At 59.2% G+C, this 21,301-nt stretch carries 22 protein-coding genes and 4 tRNA genes; 4 read left to right on the top strand and 22 right to left on the bottom strand.

Features of this window, described 5'->3' with window-relative positions:
- Position 1 precedes the first annotated feature (1 nt).
- The 17 genes from PG900_RS16105 to ruvA form a co-directional block, all read right to left on the bottom strand.
- Positions 2–77 (bottom strand) — tRNA-Val (locus tag PG900_RS16105).
- Positions 78–98: 21 nt separating this feature from the next.
- A tRNA-Lys gene (locus PG900_RS16100) sits at positions 99–174 on the bottom strand.
- A gap of 48 nt (positions 175–222) precedes the next feature.
- Positions 223–298, bottom strand: a tRNA-Val gene (locus tag PG900_RS16095).
- 31 nt (positions 299–329) lie between these two features.
- A tRNA-Lys gene (locus PG900_RS16090) sits at positions 330–405 on the bottom strand.
- Between the two features lie 174 nt (positions 406–579).
- Positions 580–1,389 carry a tol-pal system protein YbgF gene (ybgF, locus tag PG900_RS16085; protein WP_201904063.1) on the bottom strand — a complete coding sequence of 270 codons (810 nt, stop codon included), beginning with the start codon at positions 1,387–1,389 and terminating at the stop codon, positions 580–582.
- Between the two features lie 158 nt (positions 1,390–1,547).
- Positions 1,548–2,072, bottom strand: a complete 525-nt coding sequence (gene pal / locus PG900_RS16080; protein WP_005304908.1) for a peptidoglycan-associated lipoprotein Pal — start codon at positions 2,070–2,072, stop codon at positions 1,548–1,550.
- A 49-nt stretch (positions 2,073–2,121) separates the two neighbouring features.
- On the bottom strand, positions 2,122–3,447 hold the full coding sequence (gene tolB / locus PG900_RS16075; protein ID WP_011707363.1) for a Tol-Pal system beta propeller repeat protein TolB: 1,326 nt from the start codon (positions 3,445–3,447) through the stop codon (positions 2,122–2,124).
- A gap of 94 nt (positions 3,448–3,541) precedes the next feature.
- Positions 3,542–4,705 (bottom strand): cell envelope integrity protein TolA, encoded by a 1,164-nt coding sequence (gene tolA / locus PG900_RS16070; RefSeq protein ID WP_011707364.1) that lies wholly within the window; start codon positions 4,703–4,705, stop codon positions 3,542–3,544.
- Positions 4,706–4,710: 5 nt separating this feature from the next.
- Complete coding sequence (tolR, locus tag PG900_RS16065) at positions 4,711–5,157, bottom strand: protein TolR (protein ID WP_011707365.1); 447 nt, start codon at positions 5,155–5,157, stop codon at positions 4,711–4,713.
- Complete coding sequence (tolQ, locus tag PG900_RS16060; RefSeq protein ID WP_011707366.1) at positions 5,157–5,846, bottom strand: protein TolQ; 690 nt, start codon at positions 5,844–5,846, stop codon at positions 5,157–5,159. Before tolQ ends, tolR begins: the two co-directional genes overlap by 1 nt.
- Positions 5,836–6,243, bottom strand: a complete 408-nt coding sequence (gene ybgC / locus PG900_RS16055; protein WP_011707367.1) for a tol-pal system-associated acyl-CoA thioesterase — start codon at positions 6,241–6,243, stop codon at positions 5,836–5,838. The genes tolQ and ybgC overlap by 11 nt, the downstream gene beginning before the upstream one ends.
- A gap of 105 nt (positions 6,244–6,348) precedes the next feature.
- Positions 6,349–6,660, bottom strand: coding sequence for a cyd operon YbgE family protein (locus tag PG900_RS16050; protein ID WP_039213707.1), 312 nt, complete (start codon positions 6,658–6,660; stop codon positions 6,349–6,351).
- Entirely contained in the window at positions 6,647–6,763 is a 117-nt protein-coding gene (gene cydX, locus PG900_RS16045) for a cytochrome bd-I oxidase subunit CydX (protein WP_005304933.1), read from the bottom strand. Before cydX ends, PG900_RS16050 begins: the two co-directional genes overlap by 14 nt.
- 14 nt (positions 6,764–6,777) lie before the next feature.
- Positions 6,778–7,914 carry a cytochrome d ubiquinol oxidase subunit II gene (cydB, locus tag PG900_RS16040; protein WP_270797967.1) on the bottom strand — a complete coding sequence of 379 codons (1,137 nt, stop codon included), beginning with the start codon at positions 7,912–7,914 and terminating at the stop codon, positions 6,778–6,780.
- Positions 7,915–7,926: 12 nt separating this feature from the next.
- Positions 7,927–9,483, bottom strand: coding sequence for a cytochrome ubiquinol oxidase subunit I (cydA, locus tag PG900_RS16035; protein ID WP_065475691.1), 1,557 nt, complete (start codon positions 9,481–9,483; stop codon positions 7,927–7,929).
- A 937-nt stretch (positions 9,484–10,420) separates the two neighbouring features.
- Positions 10,421–11,431 carry a Holliday junction branch migration DNA helicase RuvB gene (ruvB, locus tag PG900_RS16030; protein ID WP_011707371.1) on the bottom strand — a complete coding sequence of 337 codons (1,011 nt, stop codon included), beginning with the start codon at positions 11,429–11,431 and terminating at the stop codon, positions 10,421–10,423.
- An 8-nt stretch (positions 11,432–11,439) separates the two neighbouring features.
- The gene (gene ruvA, locus PG900_RS16025) at positions 11,440–12,054 is read right to left on the bottom strand and encodes a Holliday junction branch migration protein RuvA (RefSeq protein ID WP_016351960.1); all 615 of its coding nucleotides are present in this window, start codon (positions 12,052–12,054) and stop codon (positions 11,440–11,442) included.
- 238 nt (positions 12,055–12,292) lie between these two features.
- On the opposite strand from ruvA, the gene PG900_RS16020 reads away from it, so the two are divergent.
- Together PG900_RS16020 and PG900_RS16015 are read left to right on the top strand one after the other, a co-directional pair.
- Entirely contained in the window at positions 12,293–14,302 is a 2,010-nt protein-coding gene (locus PG900_RS16020; protein WP_270831797.1) for a methyl-accepting chemotaxis protein, read from the top strand.
- A gap of 135 nt (positions 14,303–14,437) precedes the next feature.
- Positions 14,438–16,162, top strand: a complete 1,725-nt coding sequence (locus tag PG900_RS16015) for a proline--tRNA ligase (protein WP_016351962.1) — start codon at positions 14,438–14,440, stop codon at positions 16,160–16,162.
- A gap of 85 nt (positions 16,163–16,247) precedes the next feature.
- Here PG900_RS16015 and PG900_RS16010 read toward each other — a convergent pair whose 3' ends face one another.
- From PG900_RS16010 to PG900_RS16000, 3 genes are all read right to left on the bottom strand, one after another.
- Positions 16,248–16,925, bottom strand: coding sequence for an SDR family oxidoreductase (locus tag PG900_RS16010; protein WP_253628120.1), 678 nt, complete (start codon positions 16,923–16,925; stop codon positions 16,248–16,250).
- Between the two features lie 64 nt (positions 16,926–16,989).
- Positions 16,990–17,619: a TIGR04219 family outer membrane beta-barrel protein gene (locus PG900_RS16005; RefSeq protein WP_270797962.1), complete on the bottom strand. Its 630-nt coding sequence runs from the start codon at positions 17,617–17,619 to the stop codon at positions 16,990–16,992.
- Positions 17,620–17,714: 95 nt separating this feature from the next.
- On the bottom strand, positions 17,715–18,155 hold the full coding sequence (locus tag PG900_RS16000; protein ID WP_016351963.1) for a copper chaperone PCu(A)C: 441 nt from the start codon (positions 18,153–18,155) through the stop codon (positions 17,715–17,717).
- 89 nt (positions 18,156–18,244) lie between these two features.
- On the opposite strand from PG900_RS16000, the gene PG900_RS15995 reads away from it, so the two are divergent.
- Entirely contained in the window at positions 18,245–18,994 is a 750-nt protein-coding gene (locus PG900_RS15995) for an enoyl-CoA hydratase-related protein (RefSeq protein WP_065475681.1), read from the top strand.
- 3 nt (positions 18,995–18,997) lie between these two features.
- On the opposite strand, the gene PG900_RS15990 is transcribed toward PG900_RS15995, so the two are convergent.
- The gene (locus tag PG900_RS15990) at positions 18,998–19,426 is read right to left on the bottom strand and encodes a DUF2753 domain-containing protein (protein WP_011707379.1); all 429 of its coding nucleotides are present in this window, start codon (positions 19,424–19,426) and stop codon (positions 18,998–19,000) included.
- Positions 19,427–19,716: 290 nt separating this feature from the next.
- On the opposite strand from PG900_RS15990, the gene PG900_RS15985 reads away from it, so the two are divergent.
- Positions 19,717–20,382 carry a CatB-related O-acetyltransferase gene (locus PG900_RS15985; RefSeq protein ID WP_270831796.1) on the top strand — a complete coding sequence of 222 codons (666 nt, stop codon included), beginning with the start codon at positions 19,717–19,719 and terminating at the stop codon, positions 20,380–20,382.
- Between the two features lie 51 nt (positions 20,383–20,433).
- Here PG900_RS15985 and PG900_RS15980 read toward each other — a convergent pair whose 3' ends face one another.
- Positions 20,434–21,141 carry a ParB-like protein gene (locus tag PG900_RS15980; protein ID WP_011707381.1) on the bottom strand — a complete coding sequence of 236 codons (708 nt, stop codon included), beginning with the start codon at positions 21,139–21,141 and terminating at the stop codon, positions 20,434–20,436.
- Between the last annotated feature and the right edge of the window lie 160 nt (positions 21,142–21,301).

Raw genomic sequence — 21,301 nt, 5'->3', positions numbered from 1 at the left:
TTGGTGGTCGTTACTGGGATCGAACCAGTGACCCCCTCCTTGTAAGGGAGGTGCTCTCCCAGCTGAGCTAAACGACCTGGGAATTCTTGTGGCCAGATTGGTGGGTCGTGTAGGGATCGAACCTACGACCAATTGATTAAGAGTCAACTGCTCTACCGACTGAGCTAACGACCCACACCGACTTGCCTGGCACACTGCTTGCCTTGGCAAACAGTTTAAAACTGGTGGTCGCTACTGGGATCGAACCAGTGACCCCCTCCTTGTAAGGGAGGTGCTCTCCCAGCTGAGCTAAGCGACCTGGGAATGCTGTCTCCACCTGGTGGAGAGAATGGTGGGTCGTGCTGGATTCGAACCAGCGACCAATTGATTAAAAGTCAACTGCTCTACCGACTGAGCTAACGACCCTCACCACGACCAGGACCGACTGCAATACTGCACCGGCTCTGACGGCGGCCTATATTACGGATTTATCATCCTGGCGCAATAGAAAAATCTTAAATTCAATCTGTTTGTTCATTGCGCATACAAAGCGGGGCTGTATTTACAAGACTGTTACGAAAACAGTGACATGCAGCAATGTTACAGCTTGCTCAAACTCTGCTTGGCCAGTTGGGCCGGCGAGGTGTTCGGGTAACCCTTGATCACCTGCTCATAGAAGTTCTTCGCTTCCGCCTTCTTGCCGTCAAGCTGTGCCAGCATGCCCAGCTTCAACAGCGCATCGGCTCGCTTGGGCGACTTGCTGAACTTGGTTGCCACCGTGGTGAACTGGGCAGCAGCGCCGGTCCGGTCACCCTTGTTGAACAACAGCTGACCCAGCCAGTAATGGGCATTGGGGACATAGCTCGAGCTTGGATACTGTTTGATGAACCCTTCGAAGGCGGGGATGGCCTTGTCGTAGTTCTTCTCCTTGAGCACCATGTTCACGGCCGCATCGTAGGCCTGGTTCTCATTCAGGTTGGTCGAGTAGTTGGCCGCAGCTGCCGGTGCCGCGCTCGCAGCGGCGGCTGCCGGGGCGGCTGGCGTAGCAGCAGGCTGGCTGTTGGCCACCTTGTCGAGCTCCTGATAGAGCTGACGCTGACGCTCTTGCGACTGTTCCATCTGGTAAGTCTGCTGTTCCAGCTGACCGCGCAGCTCGGATACCTCCCCCTGCAGGGAGTCGACCTGCTGCTGCAATTCGGCTTGCAGGCGCAGACGGGCATTGAGGGTGCGCTCCAGCAGGGCAACCCTGTCTTCCAGGCTGCCGGTGGGCACGATGGCGCCGTTGTTGCCGCTAAGGACAACACCGCCACCCGAGTCACCGCTCAGATCGCTGACGGGAGCCGCCGCCTGCGCATTCAGAGCAACCAATACGGCCAGCGCAACAACAGCTTGCTTGTACACAGATTTCATTCGGATCAAACCTTAGCGTTTAGGGCAAATAAAACGGCCAGCGCCATCGTCGCTCGCTTATACAGATTTCATTCGGATCAAACCTTGGCGTTTAGTGCAAATAAAACGGCCATCGAAATGGCCGCTTGCATATAAACGAACTTTGTTCGGTTTAAACCTTAGTAAACCAGAACCGCACGGCGGTTTTTGGCAAAGGCATCCTCGGTGTGGGACATGTCCAGCGGCTTCTCTTCGCCATAGCTGACGATGGAGAGCTGCTCGGCCTGCACACCCAGGGTTTGCAGATACTTGGCAACGGCCTTGGCACGACGCTCGCCCAGGGCGATGTTGTACTCCGGAGTACCGCGCTCGTCGGCGTGACCTTCGATCAGGACTTTAACGCTCGGGCGCTCGCGCAGGTAGCTGGCGTGGGCATCCAGCAGATCAGCGTACTGACCCTGGATATCGTAACCGTCGAACGGGAAGTAGATCACGTTGTCACGTTGCAGCGCTTCGAACTTCTGACGCATCTGCTCTTCCGGGGACAACATGCCGTTGGCGCCGCCGGTTTGTACACCGCCCATGCCGTCGGTCATACCTGACTCAGCGCCAGCGGCGTCAGAATCAGAAGAAGAGCTACAAGCGGCCAGGGTGAACAGTGGCAGTGCGATGGCCAAACCCTTGAGCAGTTTATTGAGTTGCATGCTATTTCCTTAAACCTTTATAACAAAACAAAAAACAATTGGATTTTTATCAATTCAAGAAGGGCGACCAAGCTGGTGCACGAATTTCACCGCTACTGGTCGGAAGCACAGCCTTGAAGCGACCATCAGTCGACACCAACGCGAGACTCTTACGACCCTGATAGATGGTGGCATAAATGATCATGCTGCCATTGGGAGCCACACTTGGCGACTCATCCAGCGCACTCTGGGTAAGGACCAGCAGGGCATTGTTTTCCATGTCCTGACGGGCAATACGGTACTGCCCCTGAACACGAGTCACCATCACCATGATTTTGCCATCAGGAGTGATGGATGCGCCCTGGTTGGATTCACCTTCCCAAGTCATCCGGCGAGTCATACCAGTCGCCAAATTTACGCTATAAATCTGGGGTTTGCCACCACGTTCAGAGGTGAACAACAAATTTTGCCCGTCCGGCATCCAGGAGGGTTCGGTGTCGATCACCCGGCTGGTTGTGACGCGGGTCAGCTGCTTGCTAGCGACATCAACCACATAGAGGTTCGGTGAACCATCCTTGGAGAGAACGATAGCCAGACGACGACCATCCGGAGACCACTCAGGCGCGCCGTTGATCCCGCGGAAACTGGTGATCAGGCTGCGCTGCTGGGTGTAGATATCCTGCACGTAGATCTCGGACTTCTGGTTCTCGAAACTCACGTAGGCCAGCTTGCTGCCATCCGGCGACCAGGCCGGGGACATCAGCGGCTCGCGGGAGCGCAGCAGGGTCTTCTCGTTGTAGCCGTCGTAGTCGGCGATGCGCAGCTGATACGGGAACTGGGTGCCCTGCTGGACGGATACATAGGCCAGACGAGTCAGGAAGGCCCCACGCTCGCCGGTCAGACGCTCATAGACGATGTCGGAGATGCGGTGAGCGAACTGACGCATCTGGGCACCCGGGATGGTCGCCATGCGGCTGTCCAGGATATAGCCGTTGCTCTCGCCACCTTGCGCCTTGGCCAGCTGGCCCTTCAGCACGTCGACCAACTCGAAGTTGATCTTGTAGGTACCGTCACCGACAGCGGCAATGGAACCGACCACCACGGCCTCGACCCCTTGTGAAGCCCAGGGTGCGAAGTTGATTTCGCCGCTGGTGCTCGGCGTCTGCGGCATCTGGCCACGAGCCAGCGGCTTGAACTTGCCGCTGCGCATCAGGTCGTTGGAGACCACTTCCGCGATGTCCTGCGGCAGCTGGCCATTGCCTTCCCACTTGAAGGGGGCGACCGCAATGGGTCGGGCACTGTCGATACCGCCAGTGATGACGATGTCCAAGGCCGCCTGGGCGCTCTGGCCCAGCAACAAACAGCCAACCAAAGCAAAAAACACTTTTCTTATCATGGCTTAAATACTCGGTTCCAAAAAAATGAGAGATTAACTTCCTTTCTCGGCAAGATGCTGCCAACCACGCTACACGATTTACCTTACCCAGGCCTTAGATGCTCGGTTCCAACTTGAGGTTGAACTCCTTCAACATCTCGAACGCCGCAGGATCCTTCGGCACCGGCAGTTGGTTGGCCTTCAATACGGCCGCCTTGCCGGAACGACATACCGCCGGGTCACCCTGGCCGTTATCTACCGAAATGACAAAGCCAGTGCTCGCAAGACGTACGCCGATAGTACATGTTTTGCCCCGCATGGTGGGATCCAAAATCATATATCGCTCAACAGTCGCCTTGATGAGTGCCGCGTATTTGTCGACCTCGCCCTGCGCTGCAGCAGATGCAGCCTGACTGCGAGCATTTGCCTCAGCCGCCAGCTGCTGCTGCATCATGTCTTCCATCTCTTTTTGCAGCTTGGCCTCCTCGGCCGCCTTGCGCTTGCGCTCTGCCGCGATCTTGGCCTGCTTGTCGGCCTCCGCCTTGGCTTTCTTCTCTGCGTCAGCTTTTGCCTTCTTGGCGGCCTCTTCTTTGGCCTCCTTGGCTTTCTTGTCGGCTTCGGCCTTGGCCTTTTTCTCGGCCTCCGCCTTGGCTTTCTTGTCCGCTTCGGCCTTGGCTTTCTTCTCAGCCTCCTGCTTGGCCTTCTTCTCGGCTTCCGCCTTCTTGGCTGCGTCCGCCTTGGCCTGCTTCTCTTCGGCCTCTTTCTTCTCTTGTTCCTTTTTCTTCTTCAGCGCCAGCGCCTTGCTCTCTTCTTCCGCGGCCTTGCGCTCGGCTTCCACCTTCTTGGCTTTCTGCTCTTCCAGCTTGCGGGCTTCCTCGGCCTTCTGGGCCTTCTCTTCCGCCTGCTTCTGCTCGGCTACCTTCTTCTGCTTTTCAGCCTCGGCCTTGCGGGTGGCCTCTTCGGCCTCCTTGCGCTTGGTCTCGGCGATACGCAGCCGCTCCTGCTGCTGGGCCAGCTCGCGCTTGGCGATGTCCGTGTCTTCCTTATCCTTCTCTTTCTCTACCTTCTGCGGCTTGGGCTGAGACTTCTGCTGCTGGATCTGCTTGGCCTGCTCGTTGAGGAAATTCTCGTCGAGCATGACGGCATTGACGATCTGCCCCTTCGACTCGGGTCGCTTCGGCTTGCTGAAGTCGAGCCCGACAAACAGGATGATGCCGATGATCAGGTGCAGCAGAAGCGACGCGATGAGATAACCGGAAATACCACGCTTCACATCCATCTCCGTCAGTTCACCGGATCCGTCATCAGGCCGACCTGAGGCACACCCGCTTTCTTGAGGGCCACCATCAGCAGGATCACCTCTTCATAGCGCACCGACTTGTCGCCGGCGACCACCACGGGGGCGTTCTGGTTGATGGCCAGGTAGCCCATGGCCTTCTCGGTGATGTATTGCTGCATCGCCTCGGGAGTACCGGCAGGCACCGGCTCGTCATCGGCCTCGCCGGCCTTGATTACGTACTCACCTTCGGTGTTGACGCTGACGATGAAGGGCGGCTTGGCATCTTCCGGCAACTGCTCGGATTCCGCCTGCGGCAGGTCAACCTTGACCCCTTGCGTGATCACGGGCGTCACCGCCATGAAGATGATAAGCAGCACCAGCATGACGTCGATATAGGGAACCACGTTGATCTCGGCCACCTTCTTGCGCCGGATCCGCTGATAGGTTTGCATTACTGATCACCCTGCTGCTGAGCAATTTGACGGTTCAGAATGGTGGTGAACTCGTCCATGAAGTTGGCGTAGGCGTTTTCCAGCCGCTCGACCTTGTTGGAGAAGCGGTTGTAGAAGATAACGGCCGGGATGGCGGCAAACAGACCCATGGCGGTGGCGATCAGCGCTTCCGCGATACCGGGTGCCACCATCTGCAGGGTGGCCTGCTGCACCTGACCCAGGGCGATAAAGGCGTTCATGATCCCCCAGACGGTACCAAACAGACCGATGTAGGGGCTGATGGAGCCGATGGTCGCCAGCACCGGCAGGTTGGATTCCAGTTCGTCCACGGCACGGGAAAGGGAGACCCGCATGGCACGGTAAGTACCGTCCATCACCGCATCCTGACCACGGGCACCGGCCTTGAGCAGACGGGCGTACTCCTTGAAGCCGGAGTAGAAGATGTCTTCCATGCCTTCGATGTCGTCGCGACGGGAGGAGGACTCCTGGTAGAGACGGTTCAGATCGACCCCGGACCAGAATCTGTCTTCAAATTGCTCCGATGCGAGATTGGCTGCCTTGATGGCCTTGGAACGCTGGATGATCAGCGCCCAGGAGACTACCGACATACCCATCAGGGTCATCATGACCAGTTTTACCAGCAGGCTGGCTTGCCAAAACAGGCCAATAAACGAAATTTCAGCGTGCACTTAACAGCACTCCCTTCACATTTTCAGGTATTGCAACAGGTTTCATATGCGGATGACTGACACAGGCTATCTGTACCATGGCCTGGGTGATCAGTCGTCCATCAGCCGCCAGTATCCGTTGTGAAAAACGCATGGAGGCGCGTTTCACTTCAGTCACTTGCGTTAATACAGTCAAAAGCTCATTAAATCGGGCCGCCGAGCGGAAATCGATCTCTGTTCGACTCACCACAAACGCGAACCCGTCGCGCAGCATGACATCCTGTTCGATGCCGCCGCAGCGCAGGAACTCGGTGCGAGCACGTTCCATAAACTTGAGATAATTGGCGTTGTAGACGATGCCCCCGGCATCGGTGTCTTCGTAGTAGACCCGTACCGGAAACTCAGAGACTTCCCCCATAACAATCTGTGATCCATTCGACAGTCAGATGGGGGGCTATCATAGCGCAGGGCTGAATAGGAAAGAAGCAGGGGGAAGCAGGGAAATCCTGCCTCCCCCCATTTTTTATGAAAGGAAATAGCCTTGGGTCAACCAGAGCCCATATAACAAACTGGGCCAGGCGAGCCAGGGGCAAAACAGCACACGACCGATGAGGCTGCGGGGATGAAATCCCAGCCCGTGCATGACGCCGCAACAGACCGCCCACATCAGCCAGGGCGCGAGCCAGAGCCCGTGTTCACTGGTATTGGCGGCCACCAGGTTGGGAGCCTGTAAAATGGCGACGGCCAGAAGGGCCGCCGCCAACAGCATCAACCCCTGCCAGGGTTGGCGCTCCAATGGAGCGGCCAACCGGGCGAGTCGATCACTTGTTCTCATCGATCTGGCGATCCATGTTCTCGGTGTGCTCCAGCCAGAGCGCATTGATGATGCCGAATGCGCAAGCCAGCAACAGACCCAGGATCCAGGTGAAATACCACATATCAGGGCACCTTCTTAGTAGAGCGATTGTTGGTTGTCTTCGATGTGCTTGCTGGTCACCCGGCCGAACATCTTGATGTAGGTCCACAGGGTATAACCCAGCACAATCGGTACGAAGATGGCAGCCGCCACCGTCATCACCTTGAGGGTGTTGAAGGAGGCAGTGGCATCCCACATGGTCAGGCTCAGTGACGGCTCAAGACTGGAAGGCATCACGAACGGGAACATGGAGAAGCCCGCAGTCAGGATCACGCCGGCAACCGCCAGGGAGGAGGTAGTGAACGCCAGCCAGCCCTTGTTCAGTTTGGCGAACAGCGCGGTCAGCAGGCTCATGGCCAGACCCAGCATAGGTGCGGCAACCATCCAGGGATAGAGGCTGTAGTTGTTCATCCAGGCTCCGGCCTGACGCACCACTTCCTTGTTCATCGGATTGGAAACGGCATCAGTCGCGGCCGCCTTGACCACCACATAGCCTTCCATGCCGCTGACCCAGAAACCGGCCAGACCGAACAGTACCAGCGTCAGCAGCGAGCAGATCATGGCAGCAGTGCGGGAGCGGGCCAGCACTTCACCGTCGGTCTTCATCATCAGCCAGGTCGCACCCTGAGTGACCAGCATGAACAGGCTCACCAGGCCGGCCAGCAGGCCGAACGGATTGAGCAGACCGAAGAAGTTGCCGTGATAGGTCAGCATCATGAACTGGTTGAAGTCGAACGGTACGCCCTGCAGCAGGTTGCCGAATGCCACCCCAAACACGATGGGCGGCACCGCACTGCCGACGAACAGCGCCCAGTCCCAGTTGCTGCGCCACTTGGCGTCTTCACGCAGGGAGCGGTACTTGAAGCCGACCGGGCGGAAGAACAGGGCCATCAGCGTCAGGATCATGGCGATGTAGAAGCCGGAGAAGGCGGCGGCATAGACCATGGGCCAGGCGGCAAACAGGGCACCACCGGCAGTCACCAGCCATACCTGGTTGCCTTCCCAGTGCGGGCCCATGGTGTTGAGCATCACCCGACGCTCGACATCCTTCTTGCCGACGAAGGGGAGCAGTGCGCCCACCCCCATATCGAAGCCGTCGGTGATGGCGAAACCGATCAGCAAGACACCGACCAGCACCCACCAGACCAGACGCAACATTTCGTAATCAAACATGGGTTACTCTCCTTATGCCTTGCTCTGTTCGAAGTGGTACTTGCCCGTCTTCAGGCTGCTTGGGCCCAGACGCGCGTACTTGAACATCAGGTACATCTCGATGATCAGCAGTACGGTATAGAACAGGCAGATCCCGATCAGGGAGAACCAGATCTCGGACGCCGGCACATTGGATGCAGAGACGGAGGTCGGCAGCACTTCGGCGATGGTCCAGGGCTGACGGCCATACTCAGCGACGAACCAGCCGCACTCGATGGCGATCCAGGGCAAGGGGATACCGTACAGCAGCGCCTTGAGCAGCCACTTGCGCTCGCCGATCTTGTGACGGGTGCTGTCATAGAAGGCCAGACCGATCAGCAGCAGCATCAGCATGCCGCAGGCAACCATGATGCGGAAGGCAAAGAACAGCGGTGCAACCTGCGGGATGGAGTCATCCACGGCAGCCTTGATCTGTTCGTCGGTGGCATCGGTGACGTTGTTGGTGTAGCGCTTGAGCAGCAGACCGTAGCCCAGATCCTGCTTCACTTCATCGAAGCGGGCACGGGTATCGTCGGACTTGTCGCCGGATTGCAGCTTGGTCAACAGGTCGTAGGCGGTCATGCCGTTGCGCACGCGCAGCTCATGCTCGCTCTTCAGATCCTTGAGGCCGGTGACCTGACCATCCAGGGAACGGGTAGCGATGATGCCGAGCGCATAGGGGATCTTGATGGCGTAGTCGGTGCGCATCTCTTCCTGATTCGGAATGCCGAACAGGGTAAAGGAGGCAGGTGCCGGCTCGGTGTTCCACTCGGCCTCGATGGCCGCCAGTTTCACCTTCTGCACTTCACCGGTCTCGTAACCGGACTCGTCACCGAGGATCAGCACGGAGAGGATGGAAGCCATGCCGAAAGCGGCTGCAATGGCGAAGGAGCGACGAGCAAAGGCAACATCACGATTCTTCAGCAGGTAATAGGAAGAGATACCCAGCACGAACATGGCGCCCGTGGTGTAGCCGGCCGCGACGGTATGCACGAACTTGACCTGGGCAACCGGGTTGAACACCAGATCAGCGAAACTCACCATCTCCATCCGCATGGATTCGAAGTTGAATTCGGCACCGACCGGGTTCTGCATCCAGCCGTTGGCCACCAGGATCCAGAGGGCGGAGAGGTTGGTCCCGAGTGCCATCAGCCAGGTCGCAGCCAGGTGCTGACGCTTGGAGAGGCGATCCCAACCGAAGAAGAACATACCGACGAAGGTAGATTCCAGGAAGAAGGCCATCAAGCCTTCGATGGCCAGCGGGGCCCCGAAGATATCGCCGACGTAGTGGGAGTAGTAAGCCCAGTTGGTACCGAACTGAAACTCCATGGTCAGCCCTGTGGTGACCCCAAGGGCAAAGTTGATACCAAACAACTTGCCCCAGAACTTGGTCATGTCCCGGTAGACAGGGTTGTTGGTCATCACATAGACAGACTCCATGATCGCCAGAATGAAGGCCATTCCGAGCGTCAGGGGCACAAACAGGAAGTGATAAAGGGCCGTCGCAGCGAATTGGAACCGCGATAGGTCTACCACATGCTCAGCAATCATGATGTTTCCTCACCGATTATTGGCACGGCTATTTTAAGTTTTAAGGACAAAGCTTCCGTTGGAAGTCCCCGAATTATCGGTCATGTTCCAGTTTTGCACTGACGACCGGATTCGACTGCCACCACATTAACAACAAGGCAATAATAGGGAACAAAAAAAGCTAATGTTTAACAATTACAAAACAATCCAGCTTGCTTTATTCCCGCCCATAATGACCTGCGTTTTATATCACCTTTATTTGATTGAAATCAATGTAAAACCATCATGAATACATGCCTTTTAAAGGCATTTTCACGACCGATGAGATTTATTTTAGAGAGCTGTGTCACAAAAAAACAAAGATCGCAAATCATTGATTTAAATCAAATTTATATTTATCACCAATTAGTAATGGTTCTGTTAAAAAACAACTGACAAGGTCGTTTTCATAATGTTTCCTGTGGCTGTGCCGGGTCCGAATCAAACTAATTAAAAACCACTAAAAGCGCATGTTCATGCTAATTCCACAAGCCGGCAAAATGATTAGTTAATCTAATCTGAGATAGGTAATTTTTCTTGTTTGTCCGAGTCCGATAGAGCTCCTACAATGCGCCTCGCAGTGAGGGCATACCCTTGGATACAGGCCGGTCAATCTGGGTTCCCGGTACGTATTCGATGAACATTTCGAACCTGTTTATTGGAATCAAAGATGAAAAAGTTTGTTGCTAAAACCATCCGTTACTACAAGCTTTCGTTCGTGCAGCTCTATCAAATGAACCGACTCTGAGGCCTCGCGACGGCTCCTCTGTTTTTTTACCGGTCTGTCTCCAGACGCACTCACTGTCTGTGAACATCCATCCTGAATTGTCTTTGCCCACCGCATCCGCAGTGGGCTTTTTTTTTGCCCGGATAACAAAAAACCGCCTCTAGCGGCGGTTTTTTGTTCAATCAGCTATTTTCACCCTTCATCTGGCCGTTGCAGGCCAAAATGCGCATAAGCTCTTGGTGTCGCGATCCGCCCTCTGGGTGTACGTTGCAGATAGCCCTGCTGGATCAGATAAGGCTCGAGTACATCCTCGATAGTGTCCTTCTCCTCCCCGATGGCAGCCGCCAGGTTGTCGAGCCCCACCGGCCCGCCCAGAAACTTGTCTATCACAGCCAACAATAACTTGCGGTCCATGAAGTCGAAGCCTTCATTATCCACGTCCAGCATGTCCATGGCTCGGGCCGCTATGGGTCCATCAATGCGGCCGTCAGATTTCACCTGGGCAAAATCGCGCACCCGGCGCAACAAACGGTTAGCAATTCGCGGCGTACCGCGCGAACGACGCGCCACCTCCAGTGCACCGTCTTCCGTCATGTCGAGCCCGAGGCAACGGGCGCTGCGCGCGACGATGTCGGTCAGATCCTTGACGTTGTAGAACTCGAGCCGTTGCACTATGCCAAAACGATCCCGCAGCGGACTGGTGAGGGAGCCAGCCCGGGTCGTGGCACCGATCAGGGTGAAGGGGGGCAGATCGAGCTTGATGGAACGGGCGGCGGGCCCCTCCCCGATCATGATGTCGAGCTGGTAATCTTCCATCGCCGGATAGAGCACCTCCTCCACCACCGGACTGAGGCGGTGGATCTCGTCGATGAACAGCACGTCGTTCGGTTCGAGGTTGGTGAGCAGCGCCGCCAGATCGCCGGCCTTCTCCAGCACCGGGCCGGAGGTGGTCTTGATGTTGACCCCCATCTCGTTGGCCACGATGTTGGCCAGCGTGGTCTTGCCAAGCCCCGGCGGGCCGAAGATCAACAGGTGATCGAGCGCCTCGCCGCGCTGGCGCGCCGCCGCGATGAAGATCTCCATCTGCTCGCAGACGGGATCCTGACCGGTGTAATCGGCCAGCAGCTTGGGCCGGATGGCCCGATCGATGACTTCCTCTTCCCGCCCGCCGGAGGCGGAGATGAGACGATCCGCTTCAATCATTGTCTACCTCACACCAGGCTGCGCAGTGCTTCACGGATGATATCTTCCACCGACATGCCGTCGACAGCGACCTTGCTGACGATCTGACTGGCCTGCTGCGGCTTGTAGCCGAGCGCCACCAGCGCGCTGGCTGCCTCTTCGCTCGAATCCGGCGCCCGCAGGGCACTCTCTCTGGCAGGCAGGGTGATCTCGGCCGGCGAGAAGAGATCGTGGCTGACCCAGCCCTTGAGCCGGTCCTTCATCTCCACCACCAACCGCTCGGCGGTCTTCTTGCCCACTCCCGGCAACTTGACCAGGGAGCTTATCTCTTCGCGCTCGACGCTCAGCACGAACTGGGTGGCAGTCATGCCGGAGAGGATGGCCAGCGCCAGCTTGGGACCGACCCCGTTGGTCTTGATCAGCTCGCGAAACAGCGCCCGCTCCTGCTTGTGGTTGAAGCCATAGAGCAGCTGGGCATCTTCCCGCACCACGAAGTGGGTGTGGATGGTCGCCTCCTTGCCGATCTCGGGCAGATCATAGAAGCAGCTCATGGGCATCTGTACCTCATAGCCCACGCCCCCGACCTCCAGCAGTACCTCGGGGGGTTGTTTCTCAATGACTACGCCTCTCAAGCGACCAATCACGGCAATCTCCTCACCAAACCAGCTATCTGTAAATTGGCTCATAGCATAAAGAATAACTGGATAAGTATCCAGCATAGGGCGGTGAGGATCGGGGCGGATTCTCGGCACGTTCGCCCGTTGCCAGCCATGCTTGGATCCGGGTATGGCAACAACTTTATTTTTCATCGGGAATGGCGGATTCCCGCCATTGATAAAACACTGAATTGGGTTTGTTCGGAGCCAAGGAAGGTCCTGCATCATGAAAATTGTCACCACATCGAATCTCGGGCTGACCATTCTGCTCAGCTGCACGCTGGGGATGGGCATCGTCGGCTGGTATGGCAGCCAGCGGCTGGCGGATCTGCTCTCCTATGTATTGGGCGCCGCCTGGCAGACTGCCGATGGCGCCATGGAAGGGTCCATCGAGCTCGGCAACCAGTCGCTCTACATCCAGAAGATGCTCAGAGGCATGCCGCTCGACGAGCCGGAGCTGCAGCGCGCCAGAGCGGCCACCGCCGATGCCATGCGCCGGGTGGGGGAAGGCCGGTTGATCGACGCCACCGCCATCAGCGCGATGGATCAGCAGCATCTGGCCTATCAGCAGCAACAGGAGCAGTTGCTGGCACTCTACCGGGCCTTTACCAGCGTCGATCAGGCGCTGCGCGCCAGCTCGGAGCGCATGTCCCGCCTCTCGACCCAGCTTGAGGTGGTGGGGGACGGCGCGGTCGAGAGCCTGACCCAGTCGCCGGATCAGGCCATCAGCTGGAATGGCGGTCTGGCAACCCGCTGGCATGCTGCCGATGGCGGCATGGAGGCCAACATCGGCTTCCTGCGCCAGCTCTATGCACTGGAGAAGATGCAGAGCGAGGGGCCGACTCCCGCCATCCAGGCCGAGATGAAGGAGGCGACCCGCTTCTACCAGGAAGCGGTCGACGCCATGCTGGGCAGCGGCATGTTTGATGTGCCCGGCGAAGGGGAATTTGCCGGCCAGTCGCTGGCAACCCAGTACCGCACCTTGCAAACCGAGGTACAGCGGCTGATGGTGCAGTGGATGGCGGCACTGGGCGAGTATCAGGGTCAACTGGTCAACTATGAACGCAGTGCCGACCAGCTCAAGCAGCAACTGGTCGAGGTCGAAGCCAAGGGGGACGCCACGGTCGAGGATCAGGTGAACCAGCTCAACAGCATCATCAGCCACACCAAGAACCTGCTGCTGGGGGGCCTGCTGTTGAGCCTGCTGCTCGTGACCCTGTGCGGCTTCTGGCTGGTGCGCACCATCGTCAAACCCCTGCTGCAGGTCAATCAGCGCATGCAGGATATCGCGGCAGGAGAAGGCGACCTCAATGCCCGCATCAATCTCAAGCGCGACGACGAGATTGGCTCGCTGGCCGGCAGCGTGGATCGCTTCATCGAGAAACTGCAGAAGATGATCAGCTCCACCATGGACAACAACCAGCACATCAGCGACCACGTCCACACCTCGGTCAACCGGGTCGAAGCCATCAGCCAGAGCAGCCGCCAGACCGCCGAACACGCCCAGGCACTGCACCACGACAGCGAGCAGATGGTCCAGGTCGCCACCTCCATCTCGGACAACTGCAGCCTGGCGGCACAAAACGCCAACGAGGTACGCCAGCTCACCGCCGAGAGCAGCCAATACGTGACCTCCGCCAGCAACGGCATGCAGCGGGTAGTGGTGGAAGTGGGCGAGTGCGCCAACGCCATCAATGCCCTCAAGGAGCAGGCCAGCCAGATTGGCCAGATCATCTCCACCATCAGCAGCATTTCGGAGCAGACCAACCTGCTGGCGCTCAACGCCGCCATCGAGGCGGCCCGGGCCGGCGAAATGGGCCGCGGCTTTGCCGTGGTGGCCGACGAGGTGCGCACCCTGGCCAATCGCACCGCCTCCTCCAGCGCCGAAATAACCGAGGTGATCAACAGCATCCAGCAACAGACCGAGAAAGCCTATCTGATGATGCAGCGCAATCTGAAGACGGTGGAATCCGGTATGGAGGACTCTGACAACACCAGGCAGATCCTGTTCAAGGTGGAAGAGGCCATCGACCATCTGGCGGACATGGTGCAACAGGTGGCCGATGCCACCGGTCAGCTCTCCCATACCCTGAGCCACACCTCGGACAAGGTCTCCGGCATCAGCCTGCAGGCCCAGACCGGCGAGCAGGAGGCGCAGGAGTGCCTGCAGCTCGCCTCCTCCCTGCATCAGGCCAGCCTGCTGCAACAGCGCCTGCTGTCGCAATTTCGGGTCTGACCCAAGCGGGGGCGATGCCCCCGCTTTCTCCCGTCGTACGAATTTAGCCCTTGGGCCGCAGGGTCCGGCCTGTTAAAATTCCGCTCTTGAAATTATCCAGGGCCCAGCCGCCCGTCTTAGCTAAGGTCTACCGCGATGCGTACCAGCCAATATCTGCTTTCCACTCTCAAGGAAACCCCGTCCGATGCCGAGATCGTCAGCCATCAGCTGATGCTGCGCGCCGGCATGATCCGCAAACTGGCCTCCGGCATGTATGCCTGGCTGCCGTCCGGTCTGCGGGTTCTGAAAAAAATCGAGAACATTGTTCGCGAAGAGATGAACAATGCTGGTGCCATCGAAGTCTCCATGCCGGTGGTGCAACCCGCCGAGCTGTGGCAGGAATCCGGCCGCTGGGATGACTACGGTCCCGAGCTGTGCCGTCTGACCGACCGTCACAACCGTCCCTTCGTGCTGGGTCCGACCCACGAAGAGGTGATCACCTCGCTGGTGCGTTACGAAGTGAACAGCTACAAGCAGCTGCCGCTCAACCTCTACCAGATCCAGACCAAGTTCCGCGATGAAGTGCGTCCCCGCTTCGGCGTGATGCGCGGTCGCGAATTCCTGATGAAGGACGCCTACTCCTTCCACATCGACAAGGCTTCGCTGATCGAAACCTACGAGCGGATGCACGCCGCCTACTGCGCCGCCTTCACCCGCATGGGGCTGAACTTCCGTCCGGTGCAGGCCGATACCGGCTCCATCGGTGGTACTGGCTCCCACGAATTCCAGGTGCTGGCCGAGAGCGGTGAAGACTTGATCGCCTTCTCCGATACATCAGATTACGCCGCCAACATCGAGATGGCCGAAGCGCTGGCACCGGCTGGCGAGCGCCCTGCCGCCACCGCGGCCCTGACCAAGGTTGCTACCCCGGCCGTCCACACCATCATTGATGTGGCCGCCTTCCTGAACGTGGCGCCGAGCGCCATCGCCAAGACCCTGCTGGTGCTGGGCGAAGAGGACGAACACGGCAACCAGGCCGTCATCGCACTGGTCCTGCGTGGCGATCACGAGCTGAACGAAATCAAGGCCGAGAAACTGCCGGGTGTTGCCAACCCGCTGACCTTCGCCAACGACGAGCAGATCAAGACTGCCGCCGGTTGCGACGCAGGCTCCATCGGCCCGGTCGGCTTTGCCGGTCGCATCATCGCCGATCGCAGCGCCGCCCATCTGGCGGACTTCGTCTGCGGCGCCAACGAGACCGGCTTCCACCTGACCGGTGCCAACTGGGATCGCGACATCACCACTTACGAAGTTGCCGACCTGCGCAACGTGGTAGAAGGCGACCCAAGCCCGTGCGGCCAGGGCAAGCTGCTGCTCAAGCGCGGCATCGAAGTGGGCCACATCTTCCAGCTGGGTACCAAGTACTCCGAAGCCATGAAGGCGAGCGTGCTGAACGAGGGCGGCAAGTCCGTCACCATGGAGATGGGTTGCTACGGTATCGGGGTTTCCCGCCTGGTGGCTGCCGCCATCGAGCAGAACAACGACCAGTACGGCATCATCTGGCCGGAAGCCATCGCCCCGTTCGAAGTGGCCATCGTGCCGATGAACATGCACAAGTCCGAGCGCGTGGCCGAGCAGGCTCAGCAGTTCTACACCGAGCTGAAGGCCGCCGGGGTGGATGTGCTGTTCGACGACCGTAAAGAGCGCCCGGGCGTGATGTTCGCCGACATGGAGCTGCTGGGTGTGCCGCACGCAATCGTCATCGGCGATCGCGGTCTGGACAACGGTGTGGTGGAGTACAAGTGCCGCCGCACTGGCGAGAAGCAGGAAGTGGCGATCAGCGAGATCGTTGCCCTGCTCAAGGCCAAGCTGGGCCGTTAATTCCGCCCCTTGCCCCCATAAAAAAGCGCGCCATTAGGCGCGCTTTTTGTTTTCTGCCGCAGGGCAGAGGCGAGGCTGGCCGCAGCTAGTTGCGACCGATGAAGAGATCGGTCACATGGCAGCTGCTTCTGGCTTCCAGCGCATCCAGCATGTAGGCGGCGGCGTCTTCCGGGGTCATGAAGCCGCTGCTGTCCACGTGATCCGAGTTGTCCCAGAATTCGCTGCGGATCCCGCTCGGATAGAGGTTCACCAGCCGCAGCGGCGAGCCTTTCAGCTCGGCCCGCAACGACTCCAGAAAACCGCGCATGCCCCATTTGGAGGCGCAGTAGAGGCTCTCGTTGGCCTTGCCCACCTGGGCGGCGGAGGAGAGCACGTTGGCCAGCACACCGCCCTTGTCGCCGATGAGGCGCACCGTCTGCTGGGCCACCAGAATGGTGGAGATGAGGTTGCTCTCCACCACCCGGCGGATCTGCTCGGCGGTATAGACGCCGACCGGGCCGAACTCGCCCACGCCGGCGCAGTGCAGCACCAGCTCGGGCAGGCCGCCCCACTCCACCGCAGCGGCGAACGCCACGTCCACTTCTTCGTGGTGCGCCAGATCGGCAGCAATGCCGATCACCGCCTTGCCAAGCAACGCCTCCTGCTCCTGCAGCCTCTGATAACGACGCCCCATCATGGAGACCTGATGACCGCGTTCAACCAGACCTATGGTGAGCGCCCGGCCCAGACCGGACCCCGCCCCTGTCACTATGATATGACCCATGCTCTTTCCTCGTCGGATGCCGCCATCGGGATGATGGGGGCATCGTCATCAGCCGTTGCCGGAATTAGAAGATGAATTCGCCGCCGATGAACCAGCCGTCGACCCGCTGGTCAACACGGTCGAAGTCCATGCTCGCATCACGCCAGCCGGCACGCACCTTGAGCGGTACGGTCGCGAACTTGTAGGAACCACCCAGACGGTAGTCGTAGTTGTCGGCATCCTGCACGCGGGCATCGCCGAAGGCGGCAAAGCCGGTACCCGGGATGCGCACTTCGGCGCCGGTGTAGGCCATCAGCACGTCCTTGTCATAGGAGTAGTGCTGGGTGTTGAAATCACCATCGTAGCGACGACCAGTCAGACCCAGATCGATCTGGAACAGGTCGTTGTTGAACAGGCGATAGTAGAGGCTCAAGTCATACGCCATCAGATCGTTGTTGAGGGCGCCGCCGCTGGTACCGAAATCGGAGATCTCGAACTTGGCGTTGGGCAGCAGGATGATGCCGTGCTCCAGTTGCAGGTAGCCGCTCCAGTTGTAGTTCTCGTCGTAGCTGCCATTGGCCCCGACACCGTTGATCTGGCCGCTGCCCTGAGCATTCCATACATCGGTACCGGCAGCGAAACGCCAGTCATCGGCAGCCATAGCAGCCTGGCTGAACAGGGCCAGTACGCAACCGGCAATCAAGGTCTTCTTCATCACGTCACTCTCTATCTATGGACTGGAAAGGCCATCATTTTACCCAGTGCGACGGGAATACACAGTGTAAAAAACTGAACAAGCGTCCATTAATGTCAGTGCTGCATGCCTGCCATGGGTTCAATCGGCTTCACCGGCAGGTTCAACTCCAGCTTCTGGCCATCATCCATGGTCAATGTCAGCGGGAAAGGGGTGCCCTGGGAGAGCTCGCGCACCTCGAACAGCATGATGTGAAAACTGCCGGGTTTGAGCGCCACTTCCCCCTTGGCCGGCACCTCTATGCTCTCGACCTGGCGCATCTTCATCACGCCGTTCTCGTGCAGATGGGTGTGCAGCTCGGCGCGGCCCACCTCGGGCGAGGCGGCAGCCACCAGCTTGACCGGCTGATCCGCATCATTCTTCAGCACCAGAAAGGCGGCGGTGTTGGGCGAGCCCGGCGGCAACAGGCGCACATAGCCGTCGACAGCCTCGACCTTGGCCAGGGCGGGAGCAGCCAGCCCCAGGGCCAGCAGGGAATAGAACGCACGTTTAAACATGGTTGAAATCCTTTTATGATGTTGTTAAACGCCGCAAAGATTACCGCAGCGGTAAGCTTTTGACAGCCAGCAATAACAAGGATTTAGACATGGACCCCATTATCATTGTCGAGCAGCAGGATGGCTTGCTCACCCTGACCCTCAATCGTCCCGACAAGCGCAATGCCCTCAATACCGCCATGTATCGTGCGCTCACCGACGCCTTGCGACAAGCGACGGAAGATGACGCCATCCATGCCCTGCTCATCCAGGGGCAGAGCGACTGCTTTACCGCCGGCAATGATCTGGCCGACTTCGTGGGGAAAGAGGCCCTGGAGGCGGACGATCCCATCTTGCAGTTCCTCCACACCCTGGCCGACTTCCCGAAGCCGGTGATCGCCGCGGTCGGCGGTGCGGCGGTGGGGATCGGCACCACCCTGCTGCTGCACTGCGATCTGGTCTATCTGGCCGACAATGCCCGCCTGCAACTGCCCTTTGTCGAGCTGGGGCTGGTGCCGGAGTTTGCCTCCAGCCTGTTGCTGCCGCGCAGCGTGGGTCACTTGAAGGCGGCGGAGCTGTTGCTGCTGGCCGAAGCCATCGATGCCGACGAGGCACTGCGGCTGGGGCTCGCCAACCGGGTGCTGGCGGCCGAAGCCCTGCTCCCCTTTGCCCGGGAGCAGGGTTTGAAGCTGGCGGCCAAGGCGCCAAAGGCGCTGCAAAAGAGCAAGGCGCTGCTCAAGCAGGAACTCAGGCAGGCGGTGCACTTCGTCATCGATCTGGAGGCGCGCGCCTTCTCCCTCGCCCTGCAGGGGGAAGAGGCACAAACGCGGATCGCCCAGCGCCTCAAAGGCCGTAAATGATCCTCAGTTGAGGCGAAAGCGGCCGATCAGCTCGCAGCCCTGCACCTGATCCTGCAGCTGGATCAAGCGGGCGATGTCGGGATTGGGGTGGCGCTTGAGGAAAGAGAGCAACGCCGCCCGACAGCAACCCAGTTCGCTGATGAGGGATTCGCACTCCTGGTTCGGGCACTGGGGCACCAACGCAGTCACCAGCTCGGAGGCCAGCTTGAGGTAGCGCAGCTCGTAGGCCGGCTCCTCCATGGCGCGCCAGAAATCGGCCAGCCGGTGGCAGGTCGCCACCCGCATGCTGGCCAACTCGTCCAGCTCACCGTCACTCAGTTCGTATACCTCGGCGAGGGCCTGCTGATAGAGGCAGATGGCGGTGCCGAGCGCGCCCGCGCCCAGTGCGTTTTCAGCCTCCAGCATGTAACGCTGCCAGATTTGATGGGTCATGCCGATCTCCCAGGTTGATGGGTGGGACTTTTATCATGCCCAGTTGAGAATGAATATCAACCAGATATTTCGTGCAGGTTTTGACCAGATAACGATGCTTGGCTTGGCCCCCATCCCCATATGACTTACCATGCCGATCCACCCTTCAGGACCCGCACACTCCATGCTGCGACCCCGTTTGCCCCAGGATCTGGGCTGCTCGACCCTGTGCGTGCCCCGCCTGCTGGTCTGGATCTATTAGCTGCGCTCCTCGCGTCATCCACCCTATCCATTTGAACGAGGAGACAACCATGAAACCCTGCCAACACTGGTCGCAGGTCGAGTACTTGCACCTGACGGTAAGCAACCCCAACATCCACCTGAAGGGGCGCCACAGCTACTACTCCGGCGCCTGGGACGGCCCGTTTGAAGAGGCCGCCGTGCGCTATCTGCACGGCGACCGTTTCAGCCGCAGCCCGGAGACCGGCTGGGAGCCGCTCTGGCACATCGATCAGCTTCATATCGGCGACTATGTGCAAATAGCCGCCGGGGTGAAGATCCTGATGGGCGGCAACCACACCCACAATGCCGACTTCATCAGCACCTATCCGTTTGCCGATCTCGATGCCCTCCAGCGCAGCTATCGCCCTGCCGGCGACACCCGCATCGGCAACGACGTCTGGATCGGCATGGACGCCATGATCATGCCGGGGGTTACCCTCGGCGACGGCGCCATCATAGCGGCGCGCGCCCTGGTCAATCAGGATGTGCCGCCCTATGCCATGGTGGCCGGTACGCCGGCCCGAGTTATCAGGATGCGCTTTGCTGAGGAGGAGATCGCCCGCTTGCAGGCGCTGGCCTGGTGGGAGTGGCCGGATGCCCAGGTGCAGGCCTTGCTGCCGCTGATCCAGCAAGGCGAAGTGGCCCTGCTGGAACAGGCCGCCGCGCACTGGCAGCAGGCCCGGCAACCCTCATGACGAAGCGGGGGGCATAGGCCCCCCGTAGTTGCTTTGGCAGCGACTATCCGCTCAGTTGCCGCTGCGCGACTGATTGACCCGGCACTGCTTGCCGGGATAGCCGGGTAAATCCGCCGCCTTGCTGCTGCACGCCAGCCGCTTGGCCTGATAGAGGCGATCCGCCAGATTGGCGCTGTCGACCGGCAGCCAGTCCATCTGCTGGCCGAGCCAGCTGGCCCAGGCAAACTCGACGAAGTAGACCTGCTCCCGCTTGTCGAAATAGCCCGCATCCTGCAGCAGGCCGGCCACCGTCCGGTAGGGGTAATCCGGCAGTTCGCCGATGTGGGCCGGCAGTTGCTGCGGCGTCAGTGCGCCGCCCTTTTCATCCTTGAGCCAGGCCCAGTGGTTGCACTGCATCTGGCTCCAGAAGTTCTCCTTGTCCTGCAACCTGGCGATCACCTTGACCCGCACCTGCTTCACGCCAGACTGCCACAGCGCCTTGGTCAGATGGTGCCTGTCCACCAGCCAGTAACCGCCATCGGGCGCAATGACGATGGGGATCTCTTTCTTTTTCATCAACTTGTCGAGCTGCTTTGCGCTCTTGCCCGCCAGCTCGGCCTGAGTGTTGTCGACCTGGATCTGGCCCACGCCGCCCTGGGTCGGATGCAGCTGATCTATGTTCACCTCGCACCAGCTGCCAACCTGGCTCTCGCGCTCACACGGCGCCAAGGCCCAGGCCCCCTGACTGATGGCCAGGGCCAACAGGATCCATGTTCTCATTGTTCACTCCTCTGCCCGAATGGCGGGTCAAATAAGATGCCGGGGAGTCCCCTCATCCAAGGGACTCATACTGGCGGTCTGACCAGCAAACGGGATATCATGATTTCCCGTCTGTCGGCGATCACTTCTCGCCGAGTTTTCACCCCGCTTCACACTATTT

This window comes from Aeromonas sp. QDB03 (assembly GCF_027707985.1).
In the GTDB taxonomy this organism is placed as follows: Bacteria; Pseudomonadota; Gammaproteobacteria; order Enterobacterales; family Aeromonadaceae; genus Aeromonas; species Aeromonas hydrophila.
Note: the sequence above shows the minus strand (reverse complement) of the source record. Positions and strands in the feature narration are given on the sequence as shown.

Excerpts from the sequence above, each read along its gene's own strand:
- ybgF (WP_201904063.1), bottom strand. The coding sequence starts at position 1,389 with ATGAAATCTGTGTACAAGCAAGCTGTTGTTGCGCTGGCCGTATTGGTT.
- pal (WP_005304908.1), bottom strand. The coding sequence starts at position 2,072 with ATGCAACTCAATAAACTGCTCAAGGGTTTGGCCATCGCACTGCCACTG.
- tolB (WP_011707363.1), bottom strand. The coding sequence starts at position 3,447 with ATGATAAGAAAAGTGTTTTTTGCTTTGGTTGGCTGTTTGTTGCTGGGC.
- tolA (WP_011707364.1), bottom strand. The coding sequence starts at position 4,705 with ATGGATGTGAAGCGTGGTATTTCCGGTTATCTCATCGCGTCGCTTCTG.
- tolR (WP_011707365.1), bottom strand. The coding sequence starts at position 5,157 with ATGCAAACCTATCAGCGGATCCGGCGCAAGAAGGTGGCCGAGATCAAC.
- ybgC (WP_011707367.1), bottom strand. The coding sequence starts at position 6,243 with ATGGGGGAAGTCTCTGAGTTTCCGGTACGGGTCTACTACGAAGACACC.
- PG900_RS16050 (WP_039213707.1), bottom strand. The coding sequence starts at position 6,660 with ATGAGAACAAGTGATCGACTCGCCCGGTTGGCCGCTCCATTGGAGCGC.
- cydX (WP_005304933.1), bottom strand. The coding sequence starts at position 6,763 with ATGTGGTATTTCACCTGGATCCTGGGTCTGTTGCTGGCTTGCGCATTC.
- cydB (WP_270797967.1), bottom strand. The coding sequence starts at position 7,914 with ATGTTTGATTACGAAATGTTGCGTCTGGTCTGGTGGGTGCTGGTCGGT.
- cydA (WP_065475691.1), bottom strand. The coding sequence starts at position 9,483 with ATGATTGCTGAGCATGTGGTAGACCTATCGCGGTTCCAATTCGCTGCG.
- ruvB (WP_011707371.1), bottom strand. The coding sequence starts at position 11,431 with ATGATTGAAGCGGATCGTCTCATCTCCGCCTCCGGCGGGCGGGAAGAG.
- PG900_RS16020 (WP_270831797.1), top strand. The coding sequence starts at position 12,293 with ATGAAAATTGTCACCACATCGAATCTCGGGCTGACCATTCTGCTCAGC.
- PG900_RS16015 (WP_016351962.1), top strand. The coding sequence starts at position 14,438 with ATGCGTACCAGCCAATATCTGCTTTCCACTCTCAAGGAAACCCCGTCC.
- PG900_RS16010 (WP_253628120.1), bottom strand. The coding sequence starts at position 16,925 with ATGGGTCATATCATAGTGACAGGGGCGGGGTCCGGTCTGGGCCGGGCG.
- PG900_RS16005 (WP_270797962.1), bottom strand. The coding sequence starts at position 17,619 with ATGAAGAAGACCTTGATTGCCGGTTGCGTACTGGCCCTGTTCAGCCAG.
- PG900_RS16000 (WP_016351963.1), bottom strand. The coding sequence starts at position 18,155 with ATGTTTAAACGTGCGTTCTATTCCCTGCTGGCCCTGGGGCTGGCTGCT.
- PG900_RS15995 (WP_065475681.1), top strand. The coding sequence starts at position 18,245 with ATGGACCCCATTATCATTGTCGAGCAGCAGGATGGCTTGCTCACCCTG.
- PG900_RS15990 (WP_011707379.1), bottom strand. The coding sequence starts at position 19,426 with ATGACCCATCAAATCTGGCAGCGTTACATGCTGGAGGCTGAAAACGCA.
- PG900_RS15985 (WP_270831796.1), top strand. The coding sequence starts at position 19,717 with ATGAAACCCTGCCAACACTGGTCGCAGGTCGAGTACTTGCACCTGACG.
- PG900_RS15980 (WP_011707381.1), bottom strand. The coding sequence starts at position 21,141 with ATGAGAACATGGATCCTGTTGGCCCTGGCCATCAGTCAGGGGGCCTGG.